Origin of the sequence: Nonomuraea sp. NPDC049480 (genome assembly GCF_044465905.1) — a bacterium.
Classification (GTDB): Bacteria; Actinomycetota; Actinomycetes; order Streptosporangiales; family Streptosporangiaceae; genus Nonomuraea.
Map to the genome: position 1 here is coordinate 54,737 of NZ_JBITMD010000040.1, position 21,204 is coordinate 75,940.

The window sequence follows — 21,204 nt, forward strand, 5'->3', positions numbered from 1 at the left end:
CTCCAATGAGCCGACGGTGGCGAGCAGTTCTTCTGTTCAGGCGCCGAGATGGCGGCGGAGCCACCGACCCATCTGCTCGATGGCTTGGTCACCTCGGGCACGCGCCCCGCGCCCAGGATGAACGAGCTGACTCCCACGGTGACACTCCTGCTCAGTGCGGCACTTCTTGTGCGCAGGCCGGTTTAGATTACGACCATACGACCATATGATGAGAACCCGTCTCAGGGCAAGGGTTGCAACGGATTTGGATTATGATCGTACTGATATGGGATGCGGGCATGATGCGGGACACTGATGAGGAACCTGTAACGTCGCCCCGCCGCCTCTCTCGACTGGACCGCCACGAGGCTCCGCAAGGCTCACCTTCAACGCCCGCCCCCGCCAGTCCCGGCCGCTGGAGCCTTGGGGTGCGTGAGCTGGCGAAACGCTTCCCCTGGGGTGCTGTATACGTGCGAGAGCGCACGGCGTGCCGGCGAGACTACGGCATGGTGACGGCGCGCAGGAACGCTTCGGCGAAGACCGCGCAGGCCTCCTGCGTGTCGGGCGGATCGAGGCCGGGGACCTGTCCGGCGGCCGGGCGGGTCATGAAGTAGAGCAGGACCGGGCCGATCATCTGCTGCATCAGCAGGGGTACTGGCAGGGGGCGGATACGCCCGGCGGCCATCTCGTTGGCCGTCACTGCCCCAGTCCGGCGAGCATGGCGGGCAGCACCCGCGGCTCGCGGTCGAGCGTCTCGACCAGCAGCCGGTAGATCGTGGTGACCGTCTGGGCCAGGCCAGCTGGTGAACGGAGCCCGAGGACCGAAATCGCCCGGGGGCCGCATGTGAGGCTCGAACCGCCGCCGCGGACCGGTTGCCGCGTCAACGGATCCTCAACGTCGGCTCAACATGCGCCGCCCTACCTTCCCCTTTGAGCGCTCTCCTGCGCTCGACGGAAGGTATGCCATCACGGAGGTAGCATGATGAGAAAGTTTCCCCAAGCCGTCATCACCGGTGCCATCGTCGCGGGCTTGTTCGCCCCTGCGGCAGCCCAGGCGGCCACCCCCGCGTCCACGGCGACCTCGGCCGTCGAGGTGACCTCGGCCGTCCAGGCGGCCGAGGCGTCGGCGGCCCGCTGGTTCACCCTGTGGTCGGGGTCGAAGAAGGGCAAGTACATGTACACCCCGAGCCAGAAGAACAAGGCCCGGGTCCTGCAAGCCGTCGTCCAGTGCTGGAGCGGGGGCGACGGCACGCGGGCGACGGTGGCATTCGAGCGCCGGCGCTACGGCGCCTTCTACGGGGCGAGCAAGCCGCGCACCTTCGCCTGCGACGGCGGGAAGAAGTACTACCGCGTCAACCAGGCAGGGGTCGGCCTCCGCTACCGCACCGCGATTTTCCTCAAGGGCAAGTCCCACACCATGCGCGTCTGGATGCAGAACTACGGATGATGTACGGGGAATGAGGGGCAGCGCGCCGGGTGAAGGACGGCACGGGCGGTGCCCCTTCCCCATCCTGTACGTGGCGGTCAACAAGTACCTGGGGCATTCAAACGTCGGCGGCGCTGACGGGTTCACGGGTGTGCCCGGACGTAAGCCGGGCACGCCGCGCCCATCAGGTCACCCGGCTATATGGGGTGTCGAGAGGATGTCAGGCATGTAAGGCACAGGGTCGTCGGCGAACGTGCCTGACAAGTTATCTGGGGTTGTCAGGCACGTTGGTCACCTGGGGCCGGCTCGCGCCTGGCCCCATTACGCACCGGTCACCGCGGTGCTGCCGCTCGCGCTGGCGGCGGGCGATGCGCTGAGCGATCAGCGCGGTGGGGTTCTTGCGGTGGGAGAGTCGGTGCGCTTCTCCCGTTTGGGGCCCCATGCGCATATCGGCGACCAAGGTCGAGCTGTATACGGCGATTCGCAACGTTTGCCCTGTCCGCTACCGGCACCTCGGGGCGATGTCCCCCGTCGATATGTCCGCGCGTTCGGGGGCACGGCCAGCGCGGCCAACGCGACCCCGAGCCGTCGTTCCGTCGCGAGGGAGCGGTCAACGTGCCAGGATAGATCACGTCAAGCCGTAACTCGCGTGGGCCGGTATCGCAGGGCGACCGCCCCCGACCGGAACTCATGGCGGTCCACGGGCGCGAGCTGGATGCGCTCGCGCAGACCGGCGAGCAACGTCGGCCCGTGTCCGGCAAGGACCGGCTGCACAAGGAACTCGTACTCGTCGATCAGTCCCAGATCTGCCAACGCCAGGGGCAGCGTCACGCCACCCACCCACAGGCCCTCGCCTGACTCCTGCTTGAGCCGCTGAACCGCTTGCCCCAAGTCGCCTCGCACCAGCTCGGCATTCCAATCGACCCCGCTCAGCGTGCTCGACACGACGTACTTCTTCGCCCGGTCGATGGTCTCGGCGAACGGGATCTGCCACTCATCCATCCAGTCAGGCCACGTGTCCGTGGCCGGCTTCCGCCACGCCGACTCCATCATCTCGTAGGTCACCCGGCCGAATAGCAGGGCATCGGCTCGCTCCATCTCAGCGGTCCAGTAGCGCATCGACTCCTCGTCCGGGGGGAGCCCTGCCTCGTGATGGCAGCAGCCGTCGAGCGTGACGTTGATCGAGTATCGAAGTGGTCTCATCTCGTTGCTCTCCCTTGATGCGCGCAGCGCGTTTTCACCGGACGGTACTTAGACGACTGTCGGCGCCATTTCTCATCGGCGCCCGATCCCACCTACTCAACACCGTCGCGATGCGAACTTTAACGCCGTCGTGATGCGAACCAGATCGCAGACCGAGCGCGCGACCGATTCGGGCGCTCGGGGCGTTCAGGTTCGCCGTGACCCGCGCCGAACTGGAGGCCGAGTTCGACAAACAGCGGGCCGAGCGCGAAGAACAGGGCGGCCAGCAGCCGCCGAAGCCGCCCACGGGCCAGCCCGACCCCAGCGCCGCGCTGGTCGCCGATCTGCTCGCTCTGGCCGCGCAGTCGGCACGGATCATCAAACGTCTCCCCAAGACAGTGCAGCTGGACCTCGCCCAGAAGGCCAACGCCTCCGTCGCCCTGGATGACCTGGACGTCTTCACCAAGAGGGTCCGTCAAATCGCCGCGATCGGCACGGTCAGCGTCCCGGCACAGCGGCGGCCGCAGCGCGAGAAGACGACAGCATGAACGCCGGCCCGCCCGAGGAGGCTCTCGACGACGGCGAGGAAGCCCTGCAAGCCGACATCGACGAGTTCGTCACCCTGGATCGCAAAGGCCCTTGGAAGCTCGCCCTTCTGGTCGCCAGGCGCGTCACGCCCGGCGAGGGCACCGGCGTGAGAATCGACCGCCAGCCCCGCAGCGGCCTGCACGCCTTCCGGCGCATCAGCGCCGGAGAGTTCGCCCGCCGGGCCAGCGCTAACCCCAGGCGCGTCATCGCCCTGTTGGATGCGTGGAACCGGCTCGCCGCCGACGGCGTCGTCCCGCCCGCCGCCGATCTGCGCCCGGACACCACCATCGAGCCTCCTGATACCGGGGAGTATCCCTTTTATGGCAAGAACGGCTACTACCGCAGTTGGGAGGCCACGGGCCTGTCGACCGAGCGGCGTGATGCGGTCGAGAAAGAAGCGGAAAAGAGCGGGACCCGGCCTTCGGCCATCACCTATGTCATGACACATCCCACAGCAGTGAAGACCGCTCTGCTGGCCGATGAGGCGACCCGAAAGGCGGCGCGGCAGGCCCTGGAGGAGTTCGAAGCCCGCCAGGCCGCCGCGGATGCTGAAGACCGCGCCGCGGCCGCCGAGGTTGCCGGCGAGCGGCAGCGCGAATACGACAGCGAACAGGACGACATCAGCCGCGCCGAGCGGGACGCCTACGCCGCACAAGCCCGCGAAGCCGGCGAGGGATCGCAGGCCGGGGCGTCCAGGACGTCTTCAACGCCATGGCCGAGATCCGCATGGCCGCCTCGCGGGCGCTGGCGCTGCTGAGCAAGCAGCAGATCACCTTCACCACGGACCGCGCCGAAGCCATCGCGGAGCTGTGTGACGGAGCCGAGGCGGCGATCGCCGCCGTCCGTGACATGGCCACCGGCGCTGCTCTGGACGACGCCGCGCTCGCGGCTTTCATGGACGAGAACGGGAAATTCCTGTGAGCCGACGCCGTGACGAGATGGGCTGGACCCGCGCCGGAACCGACGTCGCCGAAGTGATGATCTGGCTGCGCAGCAACCACGGCCGCGAGCTCAGCTACGCCGACATCGCCGCCGGCGTCGGCATCAAGGACGGCGCCCGCCTGCGTCGGGCCGTCAAGGTCGCCCGCGTGGTCGCGGCCAACCGGGGCGATCGCCTGGAAAAATTTCTGCCATCGCAAAGCCCTGCCCGGCGCCGGGTCTTCGTCACCCGCTACATGCGCGATCGCACGCCAGGAGTTCGGCACGATGGCCCAGGCCGCCGACGAGTGCATCACCAAGGTCGCCGGCCTCAACGAGGTCGGACGCAAGGTGGTCAAGCAGGACAACACCGGCCTGCTCGATCAGATGATCGCCACCCTGGAAGCTCGTCTCACTGAAACCACAGGTTGACCAGGAAAGACGCCCCTCTCGACAAACTGGCTAAGGAGCTCTCATCGTGACCGTTCTCGAACGCACCCTTGCGAAAGCCCTCACCGAGGTCGTCATCAGGCTGGACCTCAGCGACGACGACGCGATCACGCCCGAGGCCACGATGGAGGTCCTGGAGCCGGTGGTCGCCCTCCTGCAGCGCCTCCCCGGACAGGACCGACTGGCCCTTGCCGACCTGATCAGCCAGTTCGCGCGTCAGGAAACCGACCCTGAGCGGCAGCTGACGGCCTGGGAAACACCCGAGACCCTGGTCTCCTGGCGGCATCTCTAGTCCCCTGAGAGACCGAATCCTCGAACTCGGGGTTGAGCGGCCATAGGAAATCCCGGATGCGCGATCCACGCTATTCTCCCTGCATGGCACGTGATGAACGCGGTGTTACGCCTCAGAGCGAGGACTTTTCGGCCTGGTACAACGAGCTGGTCGCCAAGGCGCAGCTGGTGGACCGTGGCCCGGCAAAGGGCACCATGATCATCCGACCATATGGCTACCGCCTCTGGGAGCTTCTCCAGGCAGAGCTCGACCAGCGGATCAAGGACACCGGTCACGAGAACGCCTATTTCCCGTTGCTCATCCCGGAAAGCTATCTCCGCCGGGAAGCGGAGCATGTTGAGGGCTTTTCACCTGAGCTCGCCGTCGTTACCCATGCGGGTGGCAAGGAGCTCGATGAACCCCTCGTGGTTCGGCCGACCTCCGAAACCATCATCGGCGAGATGATGGCCAAGTGGATCTCATCCCATCGTGATCTGCCGCTCCTGCTCAACCAGTGGGCCAACGTCGTGCGATGGGAGCTACGGCCCAGGATGTTCCTGCGCACCACGGAGTTCCTCTGGCAGGAAGGCCACACCGCACACGCTGATGAGGCGGACGCGATGCGTGAGACCATGCTCGCGCTCGACCTCTACACTCAAGTAGCCCGCGACATTGCGGCGATCCCGGTGATGCCCGGTGAGAAGACTCCCGGTGAACGGTTCGCCGGCGCCGTTCGGACCTTCACCATCGAGGGCATGATGCGCGATGGCAAGGCCCTCCAGGCCGGAACCTCCCACTACATGGGCACCAACTTCGCCAAAGCTTTCGAGGTTCAGTACACCTCCGAAGCCGGGAGGCTTGAACACTGTCACACGACGTCATGGGGCATGTCCACCCGCATGATCGGCGGCGTCATCATGACCCACGGCGACGATAAAGGTTTGGTCCTGCCGCCCAAACTCGCGCCCTACCAGGTGGTGATCGTGCCCATCGGTCGTGGCGAGCAGGGCGAACGCACCTTGGCCGCCGCTCATGACCTCGCCGGACGTCTTAAGGCAGCCGGTGTCCGCGCGCATGTCGACGATCGTGCTCAGCTCTCACCCGGCTTCCGCTTCAACGACTGGGAACTTCGCGGCGTGCCGATCCGGCTCGAACTAGGACCCCGTGACCTGGAGTCTGGCACCGTGGTCATGGCCAAGCGTCTCGGCGACGAGGGCAAGCAGACGATCTCTCTCACGTCAGTATCCGACCTGATGCCCGGCCTCCTGGAGGACTTCCAAGCGTTTCTGCTCCAGCGAGCCACAGACTTCCGCAACTCGCACACGAGCCAGGTCGACGCCTGGGACGCCTTCGCGGAAACGGTTGCCTCAGGGTGGGCGTCGGCGCTGCACTGCGGCAATCCGGCCTGTGAGGACGAGATCAAGGCCGAGACCGCTGCGACTCCTCGCTGCATACCACTTGACGGCGAACCTGAGTCTGGGCACTGCATTCACTGCGGTGAGCCTTCCTCCTACGGCAAGCGGGTCCTCTTCGGCCGTTCTTACTGAACAGCGGGTTTTTCCCCATATCCGGGGACGGCTCATCGGAGAACCGACGAGGGAGTCGTCCCCGTTCCCAATCAACGATCTTCCCAAAGCTTCGAGTACTGACTGCCTCGTCCGTCATGACGCTTTCGTGTCGCGACCTACTGACACTCTCGGTGTCGCCGCCACAAAACACTGCATGCCGCACGTCACTGAGCATGCCGCACGTCACTGACTTTCTCAGGCTCTGGCTCGCTCTGAGCTTCCCCCTGTTCTCCGGACACTTGACCTGAGGTCACCCTTGATCATCAGGAAGGATGTCCTTCATGCCCGCACCACACCCGCCAGAGTTCCGGCGTCGCGCGGTCGAGCTCGCGCGCCAAGGTGACAAACCGCTCCTCCAACTCGCCAAAGACCTGGGCATCAGCCGGTCATGCCTGCAGAACTGGCTCAACCAGGCCGGGGCATCCCCAGCGGCATCGCCGCCCTCGGCCGCCGTGCCGCCCTGGCCTCCCTCACTCGCCTGCGAGCCCTGCTCAGCGGCTTCCGAGCTCTGTTCCGCGACTTCTTGCCCGGTGGTTTCCTGCTCGGTGGCGCCTGGCGGGGCCATGGCCTCGCGAACCGCCGACAGCACCTCGCCGAACACGCCCAGCAGTCGCTCAGACTCGGCCCGGTGCGCCCCGCGCAGTGCTTCCAGTTGGTCGCGGCCCTTCTTGTGGATGGCGGCCATGCGCTTGCAGAACATGGTCACCACCTCATCGCGGGTGCTGGTCCGCACGGTGTGCAGCAGGCTGATGATCAGCGTCAGCCGCTTGTCCTCGGACAGCACCTTGCGCAGGTCGGCCACGTCGGTGACCTTCGCCTCGCCGGCGAAGTGCGCCACCTTGCCCGGCGGCACGCCTTCCAGCCAGTCCTCTGTCGGGCCCATCGCGTCCAGGTGGCGCAAGAACTTCAGCCGTGTCTTGAACTTGGTCAGCCAGGCGGCCTGGGCCACCTCCTTCAGCTTGTCGAACTCGCTGCGCCGGCTGACCGGATCCACCAGCAGCAGCCGGCTCAGCCGTGCCCGCGCCGCCCCGTCCACCCGGCCCGCGACCATCGCGAATAGGCCGGTGTTGATCTCCGTGCGGATCGTCGCGGTCATCGCGTCCAACGTGCTGTAGCCCGGTAACTCGCACCGGGCCCGTACCAGCTCCTCCAGCGCCACGTTGATCAGGTCCGCCGGATTGTCCTTGGTCTGGGCCGCCTTGCGGATCGCCTTCTCGGCGACCTCCCGCACCCGGGCTGGCTCGTACACCACGCCCAGCCGCTCTCGCACGAACTGCCGGTGCCGCTTGGCCGACCGCTCCGCGGCCTGTTCCAGCTCGACCGACTCGGGCAACTCCAGAATGCCGCGTACGTGCGTGGCCGCCACCGACGGCACCTGATCCAACTTCGGAAAGTAGCCCAGCCGCTGGTAGGACTTCAACCACACCAGCAGCGCCAGCAGATGCTGCTCGTCCTGGGTACGGCCCCGGGCCCAGGACGCCTCATCATCGGTGGGGGTGAAAGTCTCGGTCAACTCGCGGGCCGACATCATCCGCCCAAACCGGGGATACGCCGTCCGATCGATCGACGTCATCCATAACCCCTGGAAGGATCACCGAGCTGGCAGCGCTCCTACCTTGGCGATCAATCCCTCTCACCACCACGCGGCCCGTTTCTGGCGTATTCCGGCCGGCCCCCTTGGAGGGCGTCCTGTCGGGCAAGACGATCGACTGGGAATTGATCGCCAACCAGTACTACCAGATGATCAAGTATGCGACCGCGCTGCGGCTGGGCACCGCCGAGGCCCATCAGATGCTGCGCCGCTTCACCCGCGGCGGCCCCAAGCACCCCACCTATCGCGCCATCGAGGAACTCGGCCGGGTGATCCGCACCGTCTTCATCTGCGACTACCTGGCTGAGGAAGAGCTCCGGCGCGAGATCCACGAGGGTCTGAACGTGGTGGAGAACTGGAATTCGGCCAACAAGGACATCTTCTACGGTAAGGCCGGTGATCTGACCGGCGACGACCGCGAACACGTCGAGGTCTCGGCCCTGGCGTTTCACCTGGTCCAGGCGGCGATCGTCTACCTGAACACCAGGATGGTGCAGATCGTCCTGGCCGAGCCCGAGTGGCGGAAGCAGCTCACCGACGCCGACCGGCGCGGCCTGTCGGCCCTGTTCTGGAGCCACCTGAACCTGTACGGCAAGTTCGAGCTCGACATGAGCAAACAGCTCGGCCTCGGACCGGGGCCGAGCGCCGAGGTTCGCCAGTCAGATGATCCGCTCTGAGCGACGAACAACTTGGGGTTCAGCCAGGGGACCGCATCAACCGATCGGTGGATTCCGGGCTCAGCCGTATCAGCGGTGGATCATGGCCGGGCGGGCGATTCGGGCGAGGGGGTGTCCGTCCAAGGTGGGTGCATGGCAGTTATCGAGGTGAACGACCTCGTCAAGAGGTACGGCAGGCTCCCGGTGGTGAACGAGGTGTCCTTCTCCGTGGAGCAGGGCGAGATCTTCGGCATCCTCGGGCCCAATGGGGCGGGTAAGACGACCACTGTGGAGTGCGCCGAGGGATTGCGGCGGCCCGACTCGGGATCGATCAGAGTGCTCGGGCTCGACCCGGTCAGGGATGGGCGGGAGCTGAGCCACCAGGTCGGCGTGCAACTGCAGGAGTCGCTCCTGCCGGAGAACATCAAGGTGTGGGAGGCGCTCGACCTGTACGCCTCCTTCTATCGCGCGCCCAAGGACTGGCGTGAGCTGCTGGAGGAGTGGGGGCTGGCCGACAAGCGCCAGGCCCGGTTCGGCACCCTGTCCGGCGGGCAGAAGCAGCGCCTGTTCATTGCCCTGGCACTGGTGGGCGACCCGAAGGTGGCCTTCCTGGATGAGCTGACCACGGGGCTGGATCCGGCTGCCCGCCGGGTCACCTGGGAGCTGATCAAGCGGATTCGGGCGGCAGGTGTGACGGTCGTCCTGGTCAGCCACTACATGGACGAGGTGGAGGAACTGTGCGACCGGGTCGCGGTGTTCGACCGGGGGCGGATCGTCGCGCTGGACACCCCCTCACACCTGATCTCGGCCGTGGACGTCGACCAGAATCTGCGCTTCCGGCCGCTGGCGCCCTTCGACGACGCGCTGCTGACGGAGCTGCCGGGGGTGGTGTCGGTGACTCGCTCCGGCGACCGGGTGATCGTCACGGGCCGCGGCGACTTCGCCAGCGCGGTGACCTCCGCGCTGGCTCGTGACCAGGTCCCGGTGGCCGAGCTGCGGATCGAGCAGCACACGCTCGACGACGCCTTCGTCGCCCTGACCGGCCGTACCTTCGACACCCAGGAGACCTGATGACGGGCTTTTCGAAACTCGCCACGGTCGAGTCCAAGCTGCTGCTGCGCGACCCTGGCGCGATCTTCAGCATGGCCGTTCCGCTCTTCATCCTGATGATCTTCGGTAGCGGAACCAGTCCGGGGGACACCGCACTGCCCTCGATGTCGATGACGATCGCCGTCGGGTTGGTGGGGCTCTACATGGTGCCCACCACCCTGGCCACCTATCGGGAGCGGGGCATCCTGCGCAGGTTGTCAACCACGCCGGTCAGCCCGGGCGCCCTGCTGAGCGTGCAGCTGATCCTGCAGCTCGCGTACGCGGTGCTCGCCTCGGCGCTGCTCGTCACGGTCTCGGTGGCGATCTTCCAGGCGGCCCTGCCCGCCCGCATCGCGGCGATGGTGGTCACCTTCCTGCTCGGCACCTCGGCGATCTTCGCGGTCGGCCTGCTCATCGCCGCGACGGCGGCGAGCGGGCGCGCCGCCAACGGTATCGGCGTGCTGCTCTACTTCCCGCTAGCCTTCCTCGGCGGTCTGATGCAGCCCAAGACGGCCATGCCCGAGCTGCTGGCCACAATCGGCGAGTTCACTCCGCTCGGCCTGTTCCGGCAGGCCGTCCACGACGCCTGGAGTGGGGCGGCGACGCAGCCCCTGCTTCTTGCGACAATGGTGGCCTACACGGTGGTCGTCGGTCTGATCGCGGCCCGGTTCTTCCGCTGGGAGTGAGGTGGCGATGACGCCATACGACCCGCCCCGCATCGCGGAAAGGCGGATGGCCGCCGGGATGGCCGCCCTTCCGTACCTGGTGCTGGCCGTCTCGGCGGGGCTCGCGCTGCTCACCGAGGACACCTCGTGGAACTATCGGCTTGGCGTCCTAGGCCTGACGGCGCTCGCTGCGGGATGGACGCTGTGGATGGTCACCCTGCATCCCGCTTGGATGGCGAACGAGAAGGCGGCAGGCCTCTACATCGCCGGACTGGTGGTGTTCGTCGCGGCACTGGGCCTGCTCAGCCCGTGGTTCGCCGGTTTCTTCGCTTTCACCGGCTACGTCCACTCCTGGCACCTGCTACGCGGGCGATGGCGGATCGCGGGTGTGGCCGCGACGGCGGCGGCCGCGGTTACCGGTTACTTCGGCGGGTTGCCCGACCCCGATCCGGCCGTCATCTCCTCCTACGTGCTGTTCATTGCCGCCATCGTGGTCCTGGTCGTCCTGGTCAGCCTCTTCGGCGACATCACCGCCGACCAGAGCGTCCGGAACAAGAAGATGGTCGAGCAGCTCGCCGAGACCAACGCCAGGCTGGAGGAGACGATGCGGGAGAACGCCGGGCTCCAGGCGCAGCTCCTCCTGCAGGCCCGCGAGGCGGGTGCCACCGACGAGCGCCAGCGCATGGCACGGGAGATCCATGACACGCTGGCGCAGGGGCTGGCCGGGATCATCACCCAGGTCCAGGCGGCCGCCCGGGCCAGGCACGACCCGGCGGAGTGGCAGCGCCACCTCGACAACGCCGCCCGCCTGGCCAGGGACAGTCTGGCCGAGGCTCGCCGGTCGGTGCATGCGGTGGGTCCGTGGGAGCTGGAGTCCGCCCGTCTGCCGGAGGCGCTGGCGGAGGTGGCGAAGCGGTGGGAGGGCATTCACGGCGTGCGGACCGAGTTCGCCTCGACCGGCACGGTCCGGCCGCTGCACCCCGAGGTGGAGGTGGCCCTGCTGCGCGTGGCTCAGGAGGCCCTGGCCAACGTGGGCAAGCACGCGGGCGCCGCCCGGGTCGGCGTCACCGTGTCGTACATGGATGACATGGTCACGCTGGACGTGCGCGACGACGGCGCCGGGTTCGTCCCGGGCGCCCACAGCGGCGGCTTCGGCATGACCTCCATGCGGCAACGCGTGACCAGGCTGGCGGGCAGCCTGGAGATCGAGTCGGAGCCCGGCGCGGGCACCGCCGTCTCGGCCACGGTCCCGGCTCAGGAGCTCCGATGAGCGAGCCCCCGATCCGGCTGATCGTCGTCGACGACCATCCCATCGTCCGCGACGGCCTGCGCGGCATGTTCACCGGCGAGCCGGGCTTCGAGGTGGTCGGGGTGGCGGGTGACGGTGCGCGGGCGGTCAGCCTCGCCGAGGAGTTGCGGCCCGACGTGATCCTGATGGACCTGCGGATGCCGGGCACCGACGGGGTCACCGCGATCAGGCGGCTGGCTGAGCGCGGCAGTACGGCCAGGATCCTCGTGCTGACCACCTACGACACCGACAGCGACGTGCTGCCGGCCATCGAGGCGGGCGCGACCGGCTACCTGCTGAAGGACGCGATGCCCGAGGAACTGCTCCGCGCCGTGCGGGCCGCCGCACGCGGAGAGGCGGTCCTGTCTCCCTCAGTGGCCACCCGGCTGATCAGCCGGGTGCGCGCGCCGTCCGATCCGCTGAGCGCGCGAGAGCTGGAGGTGCTCGCGCTGATCGCCCGCGGCTCCACCAACCGCGAGGCCGCCTCCCGCCTGTTCGTCAGCGAGGCCACAGTGAAAAGCCACCTGCTGCACATCTACGCCAAGCTCGGCGTCAACGACCGCGCCGCTGCCGTCGCAGTGGCCTTTGAGCGGGGGCTGTTCAACCGATCTTGACGAAGCTCAGCGGTGGCGGCCAAGCCCGACGGCGGGATCGCGTAACGGCAGTAGGGTGCCGATAATTTTCCCGTGCAGGCTTACAGAGGTGTGGCGATCATGTGCTTCGACGGCGGGCGGCGTGAGGGCTGCGCCAGAACGGCATGATGGTCTGTCATGCCAGGGGCTGAAGGGCGCTGTCGAGGTGCTGGAGGAACTGGCCGCCAAGGCCACGGCCTACGAGGCGTCCACAGCCTGGGGCCGGTAGCTCCAGCCACGACAAACAAAACACCGGCCCCGCGCCCCGACTACCCCCTGTCCAGGGTCTTCTTTGGCTGGCGAGGCACGGTGTCGCCCTTCAGGTGCCCGTACACCGTCGAGCGTGGCACCCCGAACAGGTCCGCGATCTGTTGAACGGTTTTGTCTCGCGCGTCGTACAGCTGCTGGGCGAGGGTGGCCTGGTCGGCGGTGAGCTTGGGCCTGCGTCCGCCGACCCGGCCGCGGGCACGGGCGCAGGCCAGGCCGTCCATCGTGTTGGCCACGATCAGCTCGCGCTGCAGCTCGGCCAGGACCGACAGCATGCCGAACATCGCGCGGCCCTCCATCGTGTCGGTGTCGATGCCCTGCTCGATCACATGCAGTCCCACCCCGCGCATCCGCAGGTCCGCCCCGAGGGTGACCAAGTGCAGGACTGAGCGCGACAGCCGGTCCAGCCGGGTGACCTTCAGCGTGTCGCCTTCGCGCAGCAGCTTGAGGACCAGGTCGAGGCTGGGCCGAGAAGCCTTTGCGCCACTGGCCTTGTCCAGATGGATGGCATCGCGGTCGACGCCCGCGCGCAGCAGCGCGTCGATCTGGTGGTCGGGGTTCTGGTCGGCGGTACTGATCCGCGCGTAGCCGAAGAGCGCTGTCGAAATCTACTCCACGCACCGTTCACCGACATTGATTTTCGACACGAGTTATCGACAGTACTCACCTGCGGTTCCGTGATCGACTCGGCGAGTGTCGACAGACGGTCGTTATCCGACACTGAGATGACCAACCTCGCGACCACATAGAGTAACGACGATTGCTCAGCGTTACTTTGCGGCTGGTGACGCGGACCCGAGTGGGGGGCCATGAACACGTTCACCGGCTGGGGGGTGAAGGGGACGGACAGCCCCAGTGCGGTGAGGGCCCGGTCCAGGTTGTCTGCGCAGGAGGCGTGGCCGTTCTTCGCTCCCAGTGCGGCGTAGCGGGCCTGGTCGCAGGCCGGGATCAGCATGTCGTGCCAGCCCGGGGAGGTGTCGGCGATCAGGGTGAGGATGGGGCGGCGGCGGTCGGTGACGAACTGTTGCCCCACGGCGGGGAAGAGCCGGTTGGCGTGGGCGCGGGTGTGGGCGGCGCTGAGGTGCTCGGTCAGGGTTGCGGCGGGGACGAAGGCGAAGACGTCGCCGACCTGGCCGCCCTCCAGGTCGACGACGCTGACGCGCTGCCCGGCGGTCACTCGTACGGCACGGCCTTCGCGGGCGGGCACGATGGTGCGTGTTTCAGCTCTCATGACGCCAGAAGACCATCGCGGGCCCGTCCCGGCCTATGGATGATCGCCCAGCGATGGGGGTGATCGCTGGCGCTATCTCCAGGGAACGCTGTCGGGCGGGGTGGTGGGGAAGGCCGCGTCGGCGGCGTGAGCCTGCACGAGCTCCTCCTGGGCGGCCGTCCAGGAGGACGCCGCGCGCAGGTGGGCGAACTCCCGCGTCAGGGTGGTCGCCGAGGTGGTGCGCGTGTCGGTGCTGATGGTGATCGTCAACCCGCCGGCCAGGAGCCGGGTCGCCGGGTGTGTCGTCAGGCCGGGGACGGCGCCGGTCTGGACGTTGCTGGTCGGGCACATCTCCAGGGCGATCTTGTCGCGTCGCAGCCGTTCGAGCAGCGCGCCGTCTTCGACGCAGCGGACGCCGTGGCCGATCCGGCGGGCGCCGAGCACGTCGATCGCCTCCCAGATGCTGCGGGGGCCTGCCGCCTCGCCGGCGTGGACGGTGCAGGGGAGTCCCGCCTGGTGGGCGAGGTCGAAGGCGGCCCGGTGCGGTGTGGCGGTGTGGAGCCGTTCGTCGCCGGCGAGGTCGAGTCCGGTCACCTTGTCGCGGTGCCGGAGCGCCGTCTCGGCGACGGCGAGACTTTCGTCCGGTGTCTGGTGCCGCAGGCAGCACAGCAGCAGCCCGGTGCGGACGCCGGTGGCCTGTCGTCCCGCCGCGAGTCCAGCGGAGACCGCCTGGACGGCCTCGTCCAGGGTCATGCCGTGGCGGGTGTGCAGCTGCGGGGCGAAGCGAACTTCGCCGTGGACGACGCCGTCGGCGTTCCAGTCCTCGACCAGTTCGCGGGCTGCCCGGTGGAGGGCGTCGGGGGTTTGCAGCACTTGGAGCGGCAGGTCGATATAGGTGAGGAATCGGGTCAGACTGCCGCAGTCGGGTGGTGCCGTGACCAGGTGATCGACGGGGCCGTCGAGAGTGAGGCCTTGTCGGCGTGCCAGGTCGGCGACCGTGGCGGGGCGTACGGAGCCGTCGAGGTGGCAGTGCAGTTCGTAGCGGTTCATCGGTGGGCCTCCGGGCGGGCACAGGTGTCGAAGAGCAACTCCTTGAAGCCGGTTTCGCTGACTCGGCGTACCAGTGTCAGGTTGGGCGGGGGAGCCGTGCGGCGGCGGTCGATGATCAGCTGGCCGCGGGTCTCATCGCCGAGGGCGATGTCCACGTGCGCCTGCTCGCGTTCGACGGCGAGTTCGGGGCGCAGTGCCACCGCCATGGCGACGGGGTCGGGCAGGTCGTATCCGGCCAGGCCGGTGACGTCGCGGGCCCATGTGGCGACGGCCCGGTTGATGTGATGGGCGAAGGTCGCCAGGGGAGTGCCGAGCCGCTCCAGCCGTAGTTGGTCTTCGGGTGTCATGACGGCGTCGGTGCGGGAGACGTCCCAGCCGATCCAGGTGACCTTGTCCGGTGTGGCGGCCTGGAGCACCACCCGGGCGGCCTCCGGGTCGGCCCAGGCGTTGAACTCGGCGGTGGCGGAGATGTTGCCGCGCAGGTCGGCGGCCCCGGCCATGCAGTACACGTGCCGGTAACGGGTGAGCAGGTCGCGATCACGCAGCAGGGCGGCGGCGAGGTTGGTGAGCGGGCCCAGGGTGACCAGCGTCAGTTCGCCCGGGCGCCGGTGAGGGGCGGACAGCAGGACCTCGACGGCGTGCCGCCGTTCGGCGGCCTGGGGCGGGTCGGGCAGGCCGATGTCGCCCATTCCGTCCTGGCCGTGCACGTGCTGGGCGGTGGTGAGCGGACGCGTCATGGGGCGTTCGCAGCCGGGATGGACGGGGATGTCCGCGCGCCCGGCCATGTGGAGGGAGATGAGGGCGTTGCGGGTGGCCGTCGGTAGGGGGACGTTGCCCGCCACGGTGGTCACGGCGCGTATGTCGCCCAGACCGCTGGCGGCGGCCAGGAGCAGTGCCACCGCGTCGTCGGAACCGGTGTCGGTGTCGACGATCAGGGGGAGAGTCGGCATGGCCACTCCATTGTCTAATCGTTTAGATTTTTGTCTATCTAACCGATTAGATGCCAGGATGTAAACCATCATGACGCAACGCGCAGACAAGCCGGCCACGCTCGCCGACGTGGCCCGCAGAGCGGGGACCTCGACGGCGGTCGTCAGCTATGTGATCAACAACGGTCCCCGCCCGGTCGCCGCCGCGACCCGCGAGCGTGTCCTGGCCGCGGCGGCGGAACTCGGCTACCGCCCCAACCGCATCGCCCGCGCGCTGCGCTCACGCACCACGGGCGTGGTCGGCCTGGTGCTGGCCGACGCGTCCAATCCCTACTTCGGCGCCCTGGCCAGGCACATCGAGCAGGCGCTCGAACGGCGTGACCGGCTCACCCTGATCGGCAACGCGGGCTACTCCGCGGACCGCCAGCGGCACCTCATCGACCGTTTCCTGGCCGCCCAGGTCGACGGGCTGGTGATCGTCTCGGCCGACGAGGGCCGCGATGAGGCGGATCGGCCCGAAACGATGAACGTACCCGCCGTGTACGTTCACCACGGCCCGGTCGGCGGGCACGCTCCGGTGGTGGCGGCCGACAACGACGCCGCCGTCCGGGAGGCGGTCGCGCACCTGCGCGAACACGGGCACGAGCACATCACCTTCCTGGCCGGCCCGGACGACGCCGGTCCTGTGGGCCTGCGCAGGGCGGCGTGGCAGACGGCCGTCGCCGGCGGCGCCGAGGCCGTGCTGCTGCGCTGTGACTACTCGCGCGCCGCGGCCGACGCCTTGATCCGGCGCCTCGCCGCCGAAGGCGCCCTGCCACGTGCTCTGATCACCGCCACCGACGAGCAGGCCATCGGGGTCCTGTCCGGCGCCTGGGCCTGCGGGTTTCCCGCTCCCGACGGGATCGCCGTGATCAGCCTCGACGGAACCCCGGACAGCGCCCACACCGCGCCGGCGCTGACGGCCACCCGGCAGCCGTTGCGAGCCATGGCCGAACAGGCCGTCGACCTGCTGCTCGGCCAGGCTTCCCGTACGCTGACCGCGCGGGCACCCCTGGTCATCAGACGCAGCTGCGGGTGCGGGTGGCAGAGCGGCCCAGGCGCGTGAGGCCGCAGGGCACGGGCTCGCCATCGCCTGCCGTGATCGCGGGCGGCCGCATGAAGTACGTCCTGTTCGATGTGGACGGCACACTGATCGACGCGGTGCGTAACCAGCGCGAGGTCTGGCGGGCGTGGGCGGGGCGATACGGGCTGGACCCGGACGAGGTCTACCGCGTGGCCTTGCGGACGCGGCCGACCGAGACGTTCGCGCGGATGGCCGCGGACCGTGATCCGCGTGAGTGCCTGGCCACGCTGCACGAGCTGGAGGACGAGGACGTCCGAAGTGGCGACTATACGGCCTTCGACGGCGCGTCGGAGCTGCTGCACCGGCTGCCGCCACGAGCCTGGGCGTTGGTGACCTCGAACTATGAGCACCGGGTACGCGGCCGTTTTCTGCGCACCGGCCTGCCCACGCCGGGCCTGATCGTGGACGCGGCCGCCGTCGAGGAGGGAAAGCCGTCTCCTGTCCCGTATCAGAAGGCGGCCGCTCACCTGGGTGCCGGGCCGGGAGACTGCCTGGTCGTCGAGGATGCCCCGTCGGGGGTGGAGTCCGGGCTGCGTGCCGGAATGACGGTGTGGGGGGTGAACGCCGCCACCGCGGTGCAGGGCGTCCACCGCCACTTCGTCAGCCTGCGCGAGGCGGTCCCGCACATTCTGGCCTTCGCGTCCGGAGCTCAGGAGAGCGCCACGGGCTGAGGCGTTTCCCGCTCGATGTCAGGGCGTCATGACGCGCCCGCCTTCCGGCCGCTGGGGGTCTGGAAGCCGGTGAGCCCGGGTGTGTCGTCCGTGGTCAGGACGATCTGGTTGAGGACCAGCCCGGCCTCACGAGGCGCCAGGGAGATCGTGTGCTCGCCCGGCTGGAGCGCGAGCGCGGCCGCGGCGACGCTCGTGCTGCCGTACCAGGTCTCGAACCCGGTCTCCGGCCCGGACTTGCTCGACTGGTATCGCCACTGCCCGTCGAGGGGCGCCACTCGGGTCCGCGCGACCAGCCCCAAAGTAGCTCTCTGTAATCGCCGCTACGTTCTGTCGACGGCTTTGGCGTTGAAGCGGCCGTTAGCGCTCGCGGAAAATGCCCCACACTCTCGGCCGTGTAGGCGGCGAGATGTTTCATAAGCGACCACCTATGAAACACCGCCTCCGGCCGGACACGTCCAGGGCGAACACTGTTTCATGGGCCGGTGCAACCGGGTGGTCGTGTGAAACGCTCCTATGAAACACCTCCGGGGTGCGCGACGACGACTACCTCCGCGTGGAGGCCCACGACTGCCCGATGACCTCCTGCGCCGCCCCGGCCGGCTCGCCCTGCCGGACCGGCAAGGGCAAGGTGGCCGTCCAGTACCACACCGCCCGCTTCCGGCTCGTGCCCTCCCTCGCCAAAGCGCTCACTGTGGCCACCCCGGCTGTCCGCAAGCCGGGCACGCTCTGGATCGAACTGCCCCGCCCCGCCGCGGCCGGCACCGAACCGGCCGGGCACGTCCGCATCGGCTACGCCCGCGCCTCCGCCGTCCGCCAGTCCCTGGACACCCAGCTCGACGCGCTCCAGGCCGCCGGCGTCACCCGGATCTTCTCCGAGAAGATCTCCACCCGCGCCACCATCCGGCCCGAACTCGACAAGGCCGTCGCCCTGGCCCGCGAGCTCCGCTCCGCAGGCGTCGCGGTCACCCTCGTGGTCCACGAGCACAAGCGGCTCGGCCGCGGCCTCGACCTGGCCGCCCTGGCCGAGCAACTGCGCGCCGCCGGCATCGCCCTGGAGTTCCTCACCGGCGAGCTGCAGGGCTCCCACGACCCGTCCGGCGTCGTGTTCACCGTGCTCGCCGCGCTGTCCGGGATGGAACGCGAATACATCCGCGACCGCACCCTGGAAGGCCACGAATCGGCCCGCAGCCGCGGCAAGACCATCGGTGGCGCCGCTGTGACCGACGAGGCCATGTTGTCCATGGCCCTGCACCTGCGTGGACAGGACCTCAGCTTGCGCGACATCGCCGCCCGCCTCGTCATCACCAAGGGCAAGAAGAAGGGCCGCCATCCCTCCCCGGCCACCGTCCTGCGAATGCTTCGCGACCATGATGAGGCGAACGCCGCGGCGCCATCAGCGTCGGTCCCGGGATGATCACGGGGTTTCAAGTAACCATTTCCGCCGGTCAGCCAAATGCGTTGGATGTTCGGCGGATGTTACGGCAACCCCAACGAGGGCGACGACCGGACCCCTCCGGGCGGCCCCTACGTCGACTGGCGGCGCCACATCGCGGAGGTCACCGCCGACGTGGTGCCGGCCGACGTCGAGGAGCTGCTGAACACGGTAGGCCAGCGGGTAGGCGAAAGCCTTATCCTCCACCGGCCCATCAGTGCGACCGAGCTCTATACCAGAGCAATACCGACGATATACCGCTCCGCCGTATCGTCAGCCTCATGATCCATCCCTGATGCGGCCACAAGTGCAGATGGCCCCGGGACAACTCGTAAGGGAGAACACCATGCTGGCACGTAGGACCTACGCCTTGGCAGGCGGACTAATCGCAGCGACGTTCCTATCAGGCGGTCTGACCCCCGCCCAGGCATCGACTCAAATTTCATCGGGCGCGAGCAGCACCTCAGCCGCCTGCCTGTCAGTGAAGGAATGGTATAGCAAAGGGCTCAGCCGATATGTGAAGGTGCAGAACACGTGCTCGACGAGCCGGACATTCTGTGTGGACATTCCCGTCTTGCGCGACACGGATCACACGATCTCCGGCTCAACGACCAAGTCGTTCAATTACGCAGGTGTAGCGGCACCTCGTGGGCGAGGGATCTATTCATGCTAGGTCCTGTTCTTGGTTCGGATCATGGGCTGGTTCGGTTCGGCCTCCTGTAAAAGGAGGCCATGGCTCGTGGTGACCTGACGGATGGCGAGTGGGAGCTGATCAAGCCGCGCCCCACGCCCCTCGCGCCTGGAACACCGGCGTCGGATGTGACGGACTATCGCCGGCGCGCCTGGCCATCGCGGCCGCCTCGGTGACCTCGTACAGGGCATCCTCGATCAGGCCGCCGTCGTCGGCGTCCGGCCGGGTCTGGGCGAGCTGGTCGACCAGCAGCCGCACGTGCGTGGCATAGCGGCGGCTCGCGTCCAGCAGCACGGTGATCGCGTCGCTGCCTCCGGCGGGCGGCACGGCCTCCTGGCCGTCGGGGGGCACGGAAGGGGTCACGACGCAGACGGTACGCCGCCAGCAGGCGCCTCGCCCATGCTCGCCAACGCGTTTGGGGTGTCACGGTCGGGGCGCCCTGCCAGCTTCGTGTGCCCTATGTGTGCCCTCGAGGTGAAAGAGCGTGCCCGTAAGGTCAGCCGACGGCCGCCCGGTACGCACCAACTCCGACTTCTCGATCACCGTCGAGCACGGCCCGGAGGCGCTGGGCACCGCCGACACCGTCGTCATCCCGCCCTTCATCACCACCCCCGTGCCCCGGGAAGTGCAGCAAGCCGTGGTCCAGGCGCTAGCGTTCGTGGCGCCGGGCGCCCGCCTCGTATCAATCTGCACCGGCGCCTTCGTCCTCGCCGCAGCCGGTCTCCTCGACGGTCGGCCGGCCACCACCCACTGGGTGGTCGCGGATCTCTTCCGCGCATGCTTCCCGCAGGTCGCACTCGATCCGGACGTTCTGTTCATCGACGACGGGGACATACTGACCTCAGCAGGCGCCGCCTCCGGGATCGACATCTGCCTGCATCTCATCCGCAAGGACCACGGCAGTGAAGTCGCCAACCAGGTGGCCCGCATGTGCGTCGTCCCTCCATGGCGCGACGGAGGGCAGGCGCAGTACATCCAGCACCCGGTACCCGAAACCACCGTCAACGGAACGGCCCCCGCCCGCCAGTGGGCCCTGGAGAACCTCCACGAGCCGATGACCCTGGCGGACCTCGCCGCGCACTCCCACATGAGCCTGCGCACCTTTGCCCGCCGCTTCACCGAAGAGGTGGGCATGAGCCCGGGACGTCGGCTGATCCAGCAGCGCGTCGACCGGGCACGACACCTCCTGGAAGCCACGGATCTGCCGGTGGACGAGATCGCCGGCCAAGTCGGCTTCGCCGGCGGCACATCGCTACGAGAACACCTGCATGCCGCCATCGGCGTCTCCCCGCTCGCCTACCGGCGCACCTTCCGTGGCGCCCTGTCTCCCATGCACTGAGCGCAAGGCAACACACACGCTCCCGTCTCCGCGCAGAGTGCTTGCGATCACTGAAGCCCCCACGTAGCATTACGAGCGTAATTTAAACTTGCGGGTCCTCGCCGCCGACGACTCGACGTGCCGGATCGACAGCGAACCGGTACGCCCGCATGACCAGCACCCCCAACCCCGACTTTCACCCTAAGTGAA

General features: G+C 68.2%; 27 protein-coding genes. 17 read left to right on the plus strand and 10 right to left on the minus strand.

The window, feature by feature from the left end:
* Window positions 1-478 precede the first annotated feature (478 nt).
* Both ACIBX3_RS56060 and ACIBX3_RS56065 read right to left on the minus strand, forming a co-directional pair.
* Window positions 479-679, minus strand: coding sequence for a hypothetical protein (locus ACIBX3_RS56060; protein WP_397129020.1), 201 nt, complete (start codon window positions 677-679; stop codon window positions 479-481).
* Complete coding sequence (locus ACIBX3_RS56065; RefSeq protein WP_397129021.1) at window positions 676-864, minus strand: hypothetical protein; 189 nt, start codon at window positions 862-864, stop codon at window positions 676-678. The genes ACIBX3_RS56060 and ACIBX3_RS56065 overlap by 4 nt, the downstream gene beginning before the upstream one ends.
* A gap of 94 nt (window positions 865-958) precedes the next feature.
* On the opposite strand from ACIBX3_RS56065, the gene ACIBX3_RS56070 reads away from it, so the two are divergent.
* On the plus strand, window positions 959-1,426 hold the full coding sequence (locus tag ACIBX3_RS56070; protein WP_397129022.1) for a hypothetical protein: 468 nt from the start codon (window positions 959-961) through the stop codon (window positions 1,424-1,426).
* 612 nt (window positions 1,427-2,038) lie between these two features.
* Here ACIBX3_RS56070 and ACIBX3_RS56075 read toward each other — a convergent pair.
* Window positions 2,039-2,608, minus strand: coding sequence for a dihydrofolate reductase family protein (locus tag ACIBX3_RS56075; protein WP_397129023.1), 570 nt, complete (start codon window positions 2,606-2,608; stop codon window positions 2,039-2,041).
* Window positions 2,609-2,805: 197 nt separating this feature from the next.
* Here ACIBX3_RS56075 and ACIBX3_RS56080 point away from each other — a divergent pair, with 197 nt between their 5' ends.
* The 6 genes from ACIBX3_RS56080 to proS all read left to right on the plus strand — a co-directional run bounded on the left by ACIBX3_RS56080 (window position 2,806) and on the right by proS (window position 6,361).
* The gene (locus ACIBX3_RS56080; protein ID WP_397129024.1) at window positions 2,806-3,135 is read left to right on the plus strand and encodes a hypothetical protein; all 330 of its coding nucleotides are present in this window, start codon (window positions 2,806-2,808) and stop codon (window positions 3,133-3,135) included.
* Window positions 3,132-3,932, plus strand: a complete 801-nt coding sequence (locus ACIBX3_RS56085; RefSeq protein ID WP_397129025.1) for a hypothetical protein — start codon at window positions 3,132-3,134, stop codon at window positions 3,930-3,932. Before ACIBX3_RS56080 ends, ACIBX3_RS56085 begins: the two co-directional genes overlap by 4 nt.
* A complete protein-coding gene (locus tag ACIBX3_RS56090) occupies window positions 3,887-4,096 on the plus strand; it encodes a hypothetical protein (RefSeq protein WP_397129026.1) in 210 nt (69 codons plus the stop codon). Before ACIBX3_RS56085 ends, ACIBX3_RS56090 begins: the two co-directional genes overlap by 46 nt.
* 285 nt (window positions 4,097-4,381) lie before the next feature.
* Window positions 4,382-4,525 carry a hypothetical protein gene (locus ACIBX3_RS56095; protein WP_397129027.1) on the plus strand — a complete coding sequence of 48 codons (144 nt, stop codon included), beginning with the start codon at window positions 4,382-4,384 and terminating at the stop codon, window positions 4,523-4,525.
* 46 nt (window positions 4,526-4,571) lie between these two features.
* Complete coding sequence (locus tag ACIBX3_RS56100) at window positions 4,572-4,835, plus strand: hypothetical protein (RefSeq protein WP_397129028.1); 264 nt, start codon at window positions 4,572-4,574, stop codon at window positions 4,833-4,835.
* An 83-nt stretch (window positions 4,836-4,918) separates the two neighbouring features.
* On the plus strand, window positions 4,919-6,361 hold the full coding sequence (proS, locus tag ACIBX3_RS56105; protein ID WP_397129029.1) for a proline--tRNA ligase: 1,443 nt from the start codon (window positions 4,919-4,921) through the stop codon (window positions 6,359-6,361).
* Window positions 6,362-6,632: 271 nt separating this feature from the next.
* Here proS and ACIBX3_RS56110 read toward each other — a convergent pair whose 3' ends face one another.
* Window positions 6,633-7,955, minus strand: coding sequence for a DUF4158 domain-containing protein (locus ACIBX3_RS56110; protein WP_397129030.1), 1,323 nt, complete (start codon window positions 7,953-7,955; stop codon window positions 6,633-6,635).
* A gap of 104 nt (window positions 7,956-8,059) precedes the next feature.
* Between ACIBX3_RS56110 and ACIBX3_RS56115 the strand changes: the two genes are divergently transcribed.
* The 5 genes from ACIBX3_RS56115 to ACIBX3_RS56135 all read left to right on the plus strand — a co-directional run bounded on the left by ACIBX3_RS56115 (window position 8,060) and on the right by ACIBX3_RS56135 (window position 12,285).
* Window positions 8,060-8,650, plus strand: coding sequence for a Tn3 family transposase (locus ACIBX3_RS56115; protein ID WP_397129031.1), 591 nt, complete (start codon window positions 8,060-8,062; stop codon window positions 8,648-8,650).
* Window positions 8,651-8,782: 132 nt separating this feature from the next.
* Entirely contained in the window at window positions 8,783-9,700 is a 918-nt protein-coding gene (locus tag ACIBX3_RS56120) for an ABC transporter ATP-binding protein (protein ID WP_397129032.1), read from the plus strand.
* Window positions 9,700-10,404: an ABC transporter permease gene (locus ACIBX3_RS56125; RefSeq protein ID WP_397129033.1), complete on the plus strand. Its 705-nt coding sequence runs from the start codon at window positions 9,700-9,702 to the stop codon at window positions 10,402-10,404. The genes ACIBX3_RS56120 and ACIBX3_RS56125 overlap by 1 nt, the downstream gene beginning before the upstream one ends.
* Window positions 10,405-10,411: 7 nt before the next feature.
* Window positions 10,412-11,653, plus strand: coding sequence for a sensor histidine kinase (locus ACIBX3_RS56130; protein ID WP_397129034.1), 1,242 nt, complete (start codon window positions 10,412-10,414; stop codon window positions 11,651-11,653).
* A complete protein-coding gene (locus tag ACIBX3_RS56135) occupies window positions 11,650-12,285 on the plus strand; it encodes a response regulator (RefSeq protein ID WP_397129035.1) in 636 nt (211 codons plus the stop codon). The genes ACIBX3_RS56130 and ACIBX3_RS56135 overlap by 4 nt, the downstream gene beginning before the upstream one ends.
* A gap of 287 nt (window positions 12,286-12,572) precedes the next feature.
* Here the strand turns inward: ACIBX3_RS56135 and ACIBX3_RS56140 are convergent, their stop codons facing one another.
* From ACIBX3_RS56140 to ACIBX3_RS56155, 4 genes are all read right to left on the minus strand, one after another.
* On the minus strand, window positions 12,573-13,106 hold the full coding sequence (locus ACIBX3_RS56140; RefSeq protein WP_397129059.1) for a recombinase family protein: 534 nt from the start codon (window positions 13,104-13,106) through the stop codon (window positions 12,573-12,575).
* The gene (locus ACIBX3_RS56145; protein ID WP_397129036.1) at window positions 12,989-13,801 is read right to left on the minus strand and encodes an urea carboxylase-associated family protein; all 813 of its coding nucleotides are present in this window, start codon (window positions 13,799-13,801) and stop codon (window positions 12,989-12,991) included. The genes ACIBX3_RS56140 and ACIBX3_RS56145 overlap by 118 nt, the downstream gene beginning before the upstream one ends.
* A gap of 72 nt (window positions 13,802-13,873) precedes the next feature.
* A complete protein-coding gene (gene add / locus ACIBX3_RS56150) occupies window positions 13,874-14,830 on the minus strand; it encodes an adenosine deaminase (protein ID WP_397129037.1) in 957 nt (318 codons plus the stop codon).
* The gene (locus ACIBX3_RS56155) at window positions 14,827-15,780 is read right to left on the minus strand and encodes a nucleoside hydrolase (protein ID WP_397129039.1); all 954 of its coding nucleotides are present in this window, start codon (window positions 15,778-15,780) and stop codon (window positions 14,827-14,829) included. The genes add and ACIBX3_RS56155 overlap by 4 nt, the downstream gene beginning before the upstream one ends.
* 70 nt (window positions 15,781-15,850) lie before the next feature.
* On the opposite strand from ACIBX3_RS56155, the gene ACIBX3_RS56160 reads away from it, so the two are divergent.
* Window positions 15,851-16,864: a LacI family DNA-binding transcriptional regulator gene (locus ACIBX3_RS56160; protein WP_397129040.1), complete on the plus strand. Its 1,014-nt coding sequence runs from the start codon at window positions 15,851-15,853 to the stop codon at window positions 16,862-16,864.
* 50 nt (window positions 16,865-16,914) lie between these two features.
* Window positions 16,915-17,553 carry an HAD family hydrolase gene (locus ACIBX3_RS56165; protein ID WP_397129041.1) on the plus strand — a complete coding sequence of 213 codons (639 nt, stop codon included), beginning with the start codon at window positions 16,915-16,917 and terminating at the stop codon, window positions 17,551-17,553.
* A gap of 26 nt (window positions 17,554-17,579) precedes the next feature.
* Here ACIBX3_RS56165 and ACIBX3_RS56170 read toward each other — a convergent pair whose 3' ends face one another.
* The gene (locus tag ACIBX3_RS56170; protein ID WP_397129042.1) at window positions 17,580-17,852 is read right to left on the minus strand and encodes a hypothetical protein; all 273 of its coding nucleotides are present in this window, start codon (window positions 17,850-17,852) and stop codon (window positions 17,580-17,582) included.
* A 230-nt stretch (window positions 17,853-18,082) separates the two neighbouring features.
* Here ACIBX3_RS56170 and ACIBX3_RS56175 point away from each other — a divergent pair, with 230 nt between their 5' ends.
* A complete protein-coding gene (locus tag ACIBX3_RS56175; RefSeq protein ID WP_397129043.1) occupies window positions 18,083-18,967 on the plus strand; it encodes a recombinase family protein in 885 nt (294 codons plus the stop codon).
* 48 nt (window positions 18,968-19,015) lie between these two features.
* A complete protein-coding gene (locus ACIBX3_RS56180; protein WP_397129044.1) occupies window positions 19,016-19,270 on the plus strand; it encodes a hypothetical protein in 255 nt (84 codons plus the stop codon).
* A gap of 487 nt (window positions 19,271-19,757) precedes the next feature.
* Here the strand turns inward: ACIBX3_RS56180 and ACIBX3_RS56185 are convergent, their stop codons facing one another.
* Window positions 19,758-20,039 (minus strand): hypothetical protein, encoded by a 282-nt coding sequence (locus ACIBX3_RS56185; RefSeq protein WP_397129045.1) that lies wholly within the window; start codon window positions 20,037-20,039, stop codon window positions 19,758-19,760.
* 121 nt (window positions 20,040-20,160) lie between these two features.
* Here ACIBX3_RS56185 and ACIBX3_RS56190 point away from each other — a divergent pair, with 121 nt between their 5' ends.
* Complete coding sequence (locus ACIBX3_RS56190) at window positions 20,161-21,015, plus strand: GlxA family transcriptional regulator (protein WP_397129046.1); 855 nt, start codon at window positions 20,161-20,163, stop codon at window positions 21,013-21,015.
* Window positions 21,016-21,204 lie beyond the last annotated feature (189 nt).

What these genes read in the sequence shown, in the direction of transcription:
- ACIBX3_RS56085 (WP_397129025.1), top strand. Translation starts at nt 3,132, where the DNA reads ATGAACGCCGGCCCGCCCGAGGAGGCTCTCGACGACGGCGAGGAAGCC.
- ACIBX3_RS56110 (WP_397129030.1), bottom strand. Translation starts at nt 7,955, where the DNA reads ATGACGTCGATCGATCGGACGGCGTATCCCCGGTTTGGGCGGATGATG.
- ACIBX3_RS56090 (WP_397129026.1), top strand. Translation starts at nt 3,887, where the DNA reads ATGGCCGAGATCCGCATGGCCGCCTCGCGGGCGCTGGCGCTGCTGAGC.
- add (WP_397129037.1), bottom strand. Translation starts at nt 14,830, where the DNA reads ATGAACCGCTACGAACTGCACTGCCACCTCGACGGCTCCGTACGCCCC.
- proS (WP_397129029.1), top strand. Translation starts at nt 4,919, where the DNA reads ATGGCACGTGATGAACGCGGTGTTACGCCTCAGAGCGAGGACTTTTCG.
- ACIBX3_RS56145 (WP_397129036.1), bottom strand. Translation starts at nt 13,801, where the DNA reads ATGAGAGCTGAAACACGCACCATCGTGCCCGCCCGCGAAGGCCGTGCC.
- ACIBX3_RS56180 (WP_397129044.1), top strand. Translation starts at nt 19,016, where the DNA reads ATGTTCGGCGGATGTTACGGCAACCCCAACGAGGGCGACGACCGGACC.
- ACIBX3_RS56125 (WP_397129033.1), top strand. Translation starts at nt 9,700, where the DNA reads ATGACGGGCTTTTCGAAACTCGCCACGGTCGAGTCCAAGCTGCTGCTG.
- ACIBX3_RS56165 (WP_397129041.1), top strand. Translation starts at nt 16,915, where the DNA reads ATGAAGTACGTCCTGTTCGATGTGGACGGCACACTGATCGACGCGGTG.
- ACIBX3_RS56095 (WP_397129027.1), top strand. Translation starts at nt 4,382, where the DNA reads ATGGCCCAGGCCGCCGACGAGTGCATCACCAAGGTCGCCGGCCTCAAC.
- ACIBX3_RS56075 (WP_397129023.1), bottom strand. Translation starts at nt 2,608, where the DNA reads ATGAGACCACTTCGATACTCGATCAACGTCACGCTCGACGGCTGCTGC.
- ACIBX3_RS56160 (WP_397129040.1), top strand. Translation starts at nt 15,851, where the DNA reads ATGACGCAACGCGCAGACAAGCCGGCCACGCTCGCCGACGTGGCCCGC.
- ACIBX3_RS56135 (WP_397129035.1), top strand. Translation starts at nt 11,650, where the DNA reads ATGAGCGAGCCCCCGATCCGGCTGATCGTCGTCGACGACCATCCCATC.
- ACIBX3_RS56155 (WP_397129039.1), bottom strand. Translation starts at nt 15,780, where the DNA reads ATGCCGACTCTCCCCCTGATCGTCGACACCGACACCGGTTCCGACGAC.
- ACIBX3_RS56120 (WP_397129032.1), top strand. Translation starts at nt 8,783, where the DNA reads ATGGCAGTTATCGAGGTGAACGACCTCGTCAAGAGGTACGGCAGGCTC.
- ACIBX3_RS56130 (WP_397129034.1), top strand. Translation starts at nt 10,412, where the DNA reads ATGACGCCATACGACCCGCCCCGCATCGCGGAAAGGCGGATGGCCGCC.
- ACIBX3_RS56070 (WP_397129022.1), top strand. Translation starts at nt 959, where the DNA reads ATGATGAGAAAGTTTCCCCAAGCCGTCATCACCGGTGCCATCGTCGCG.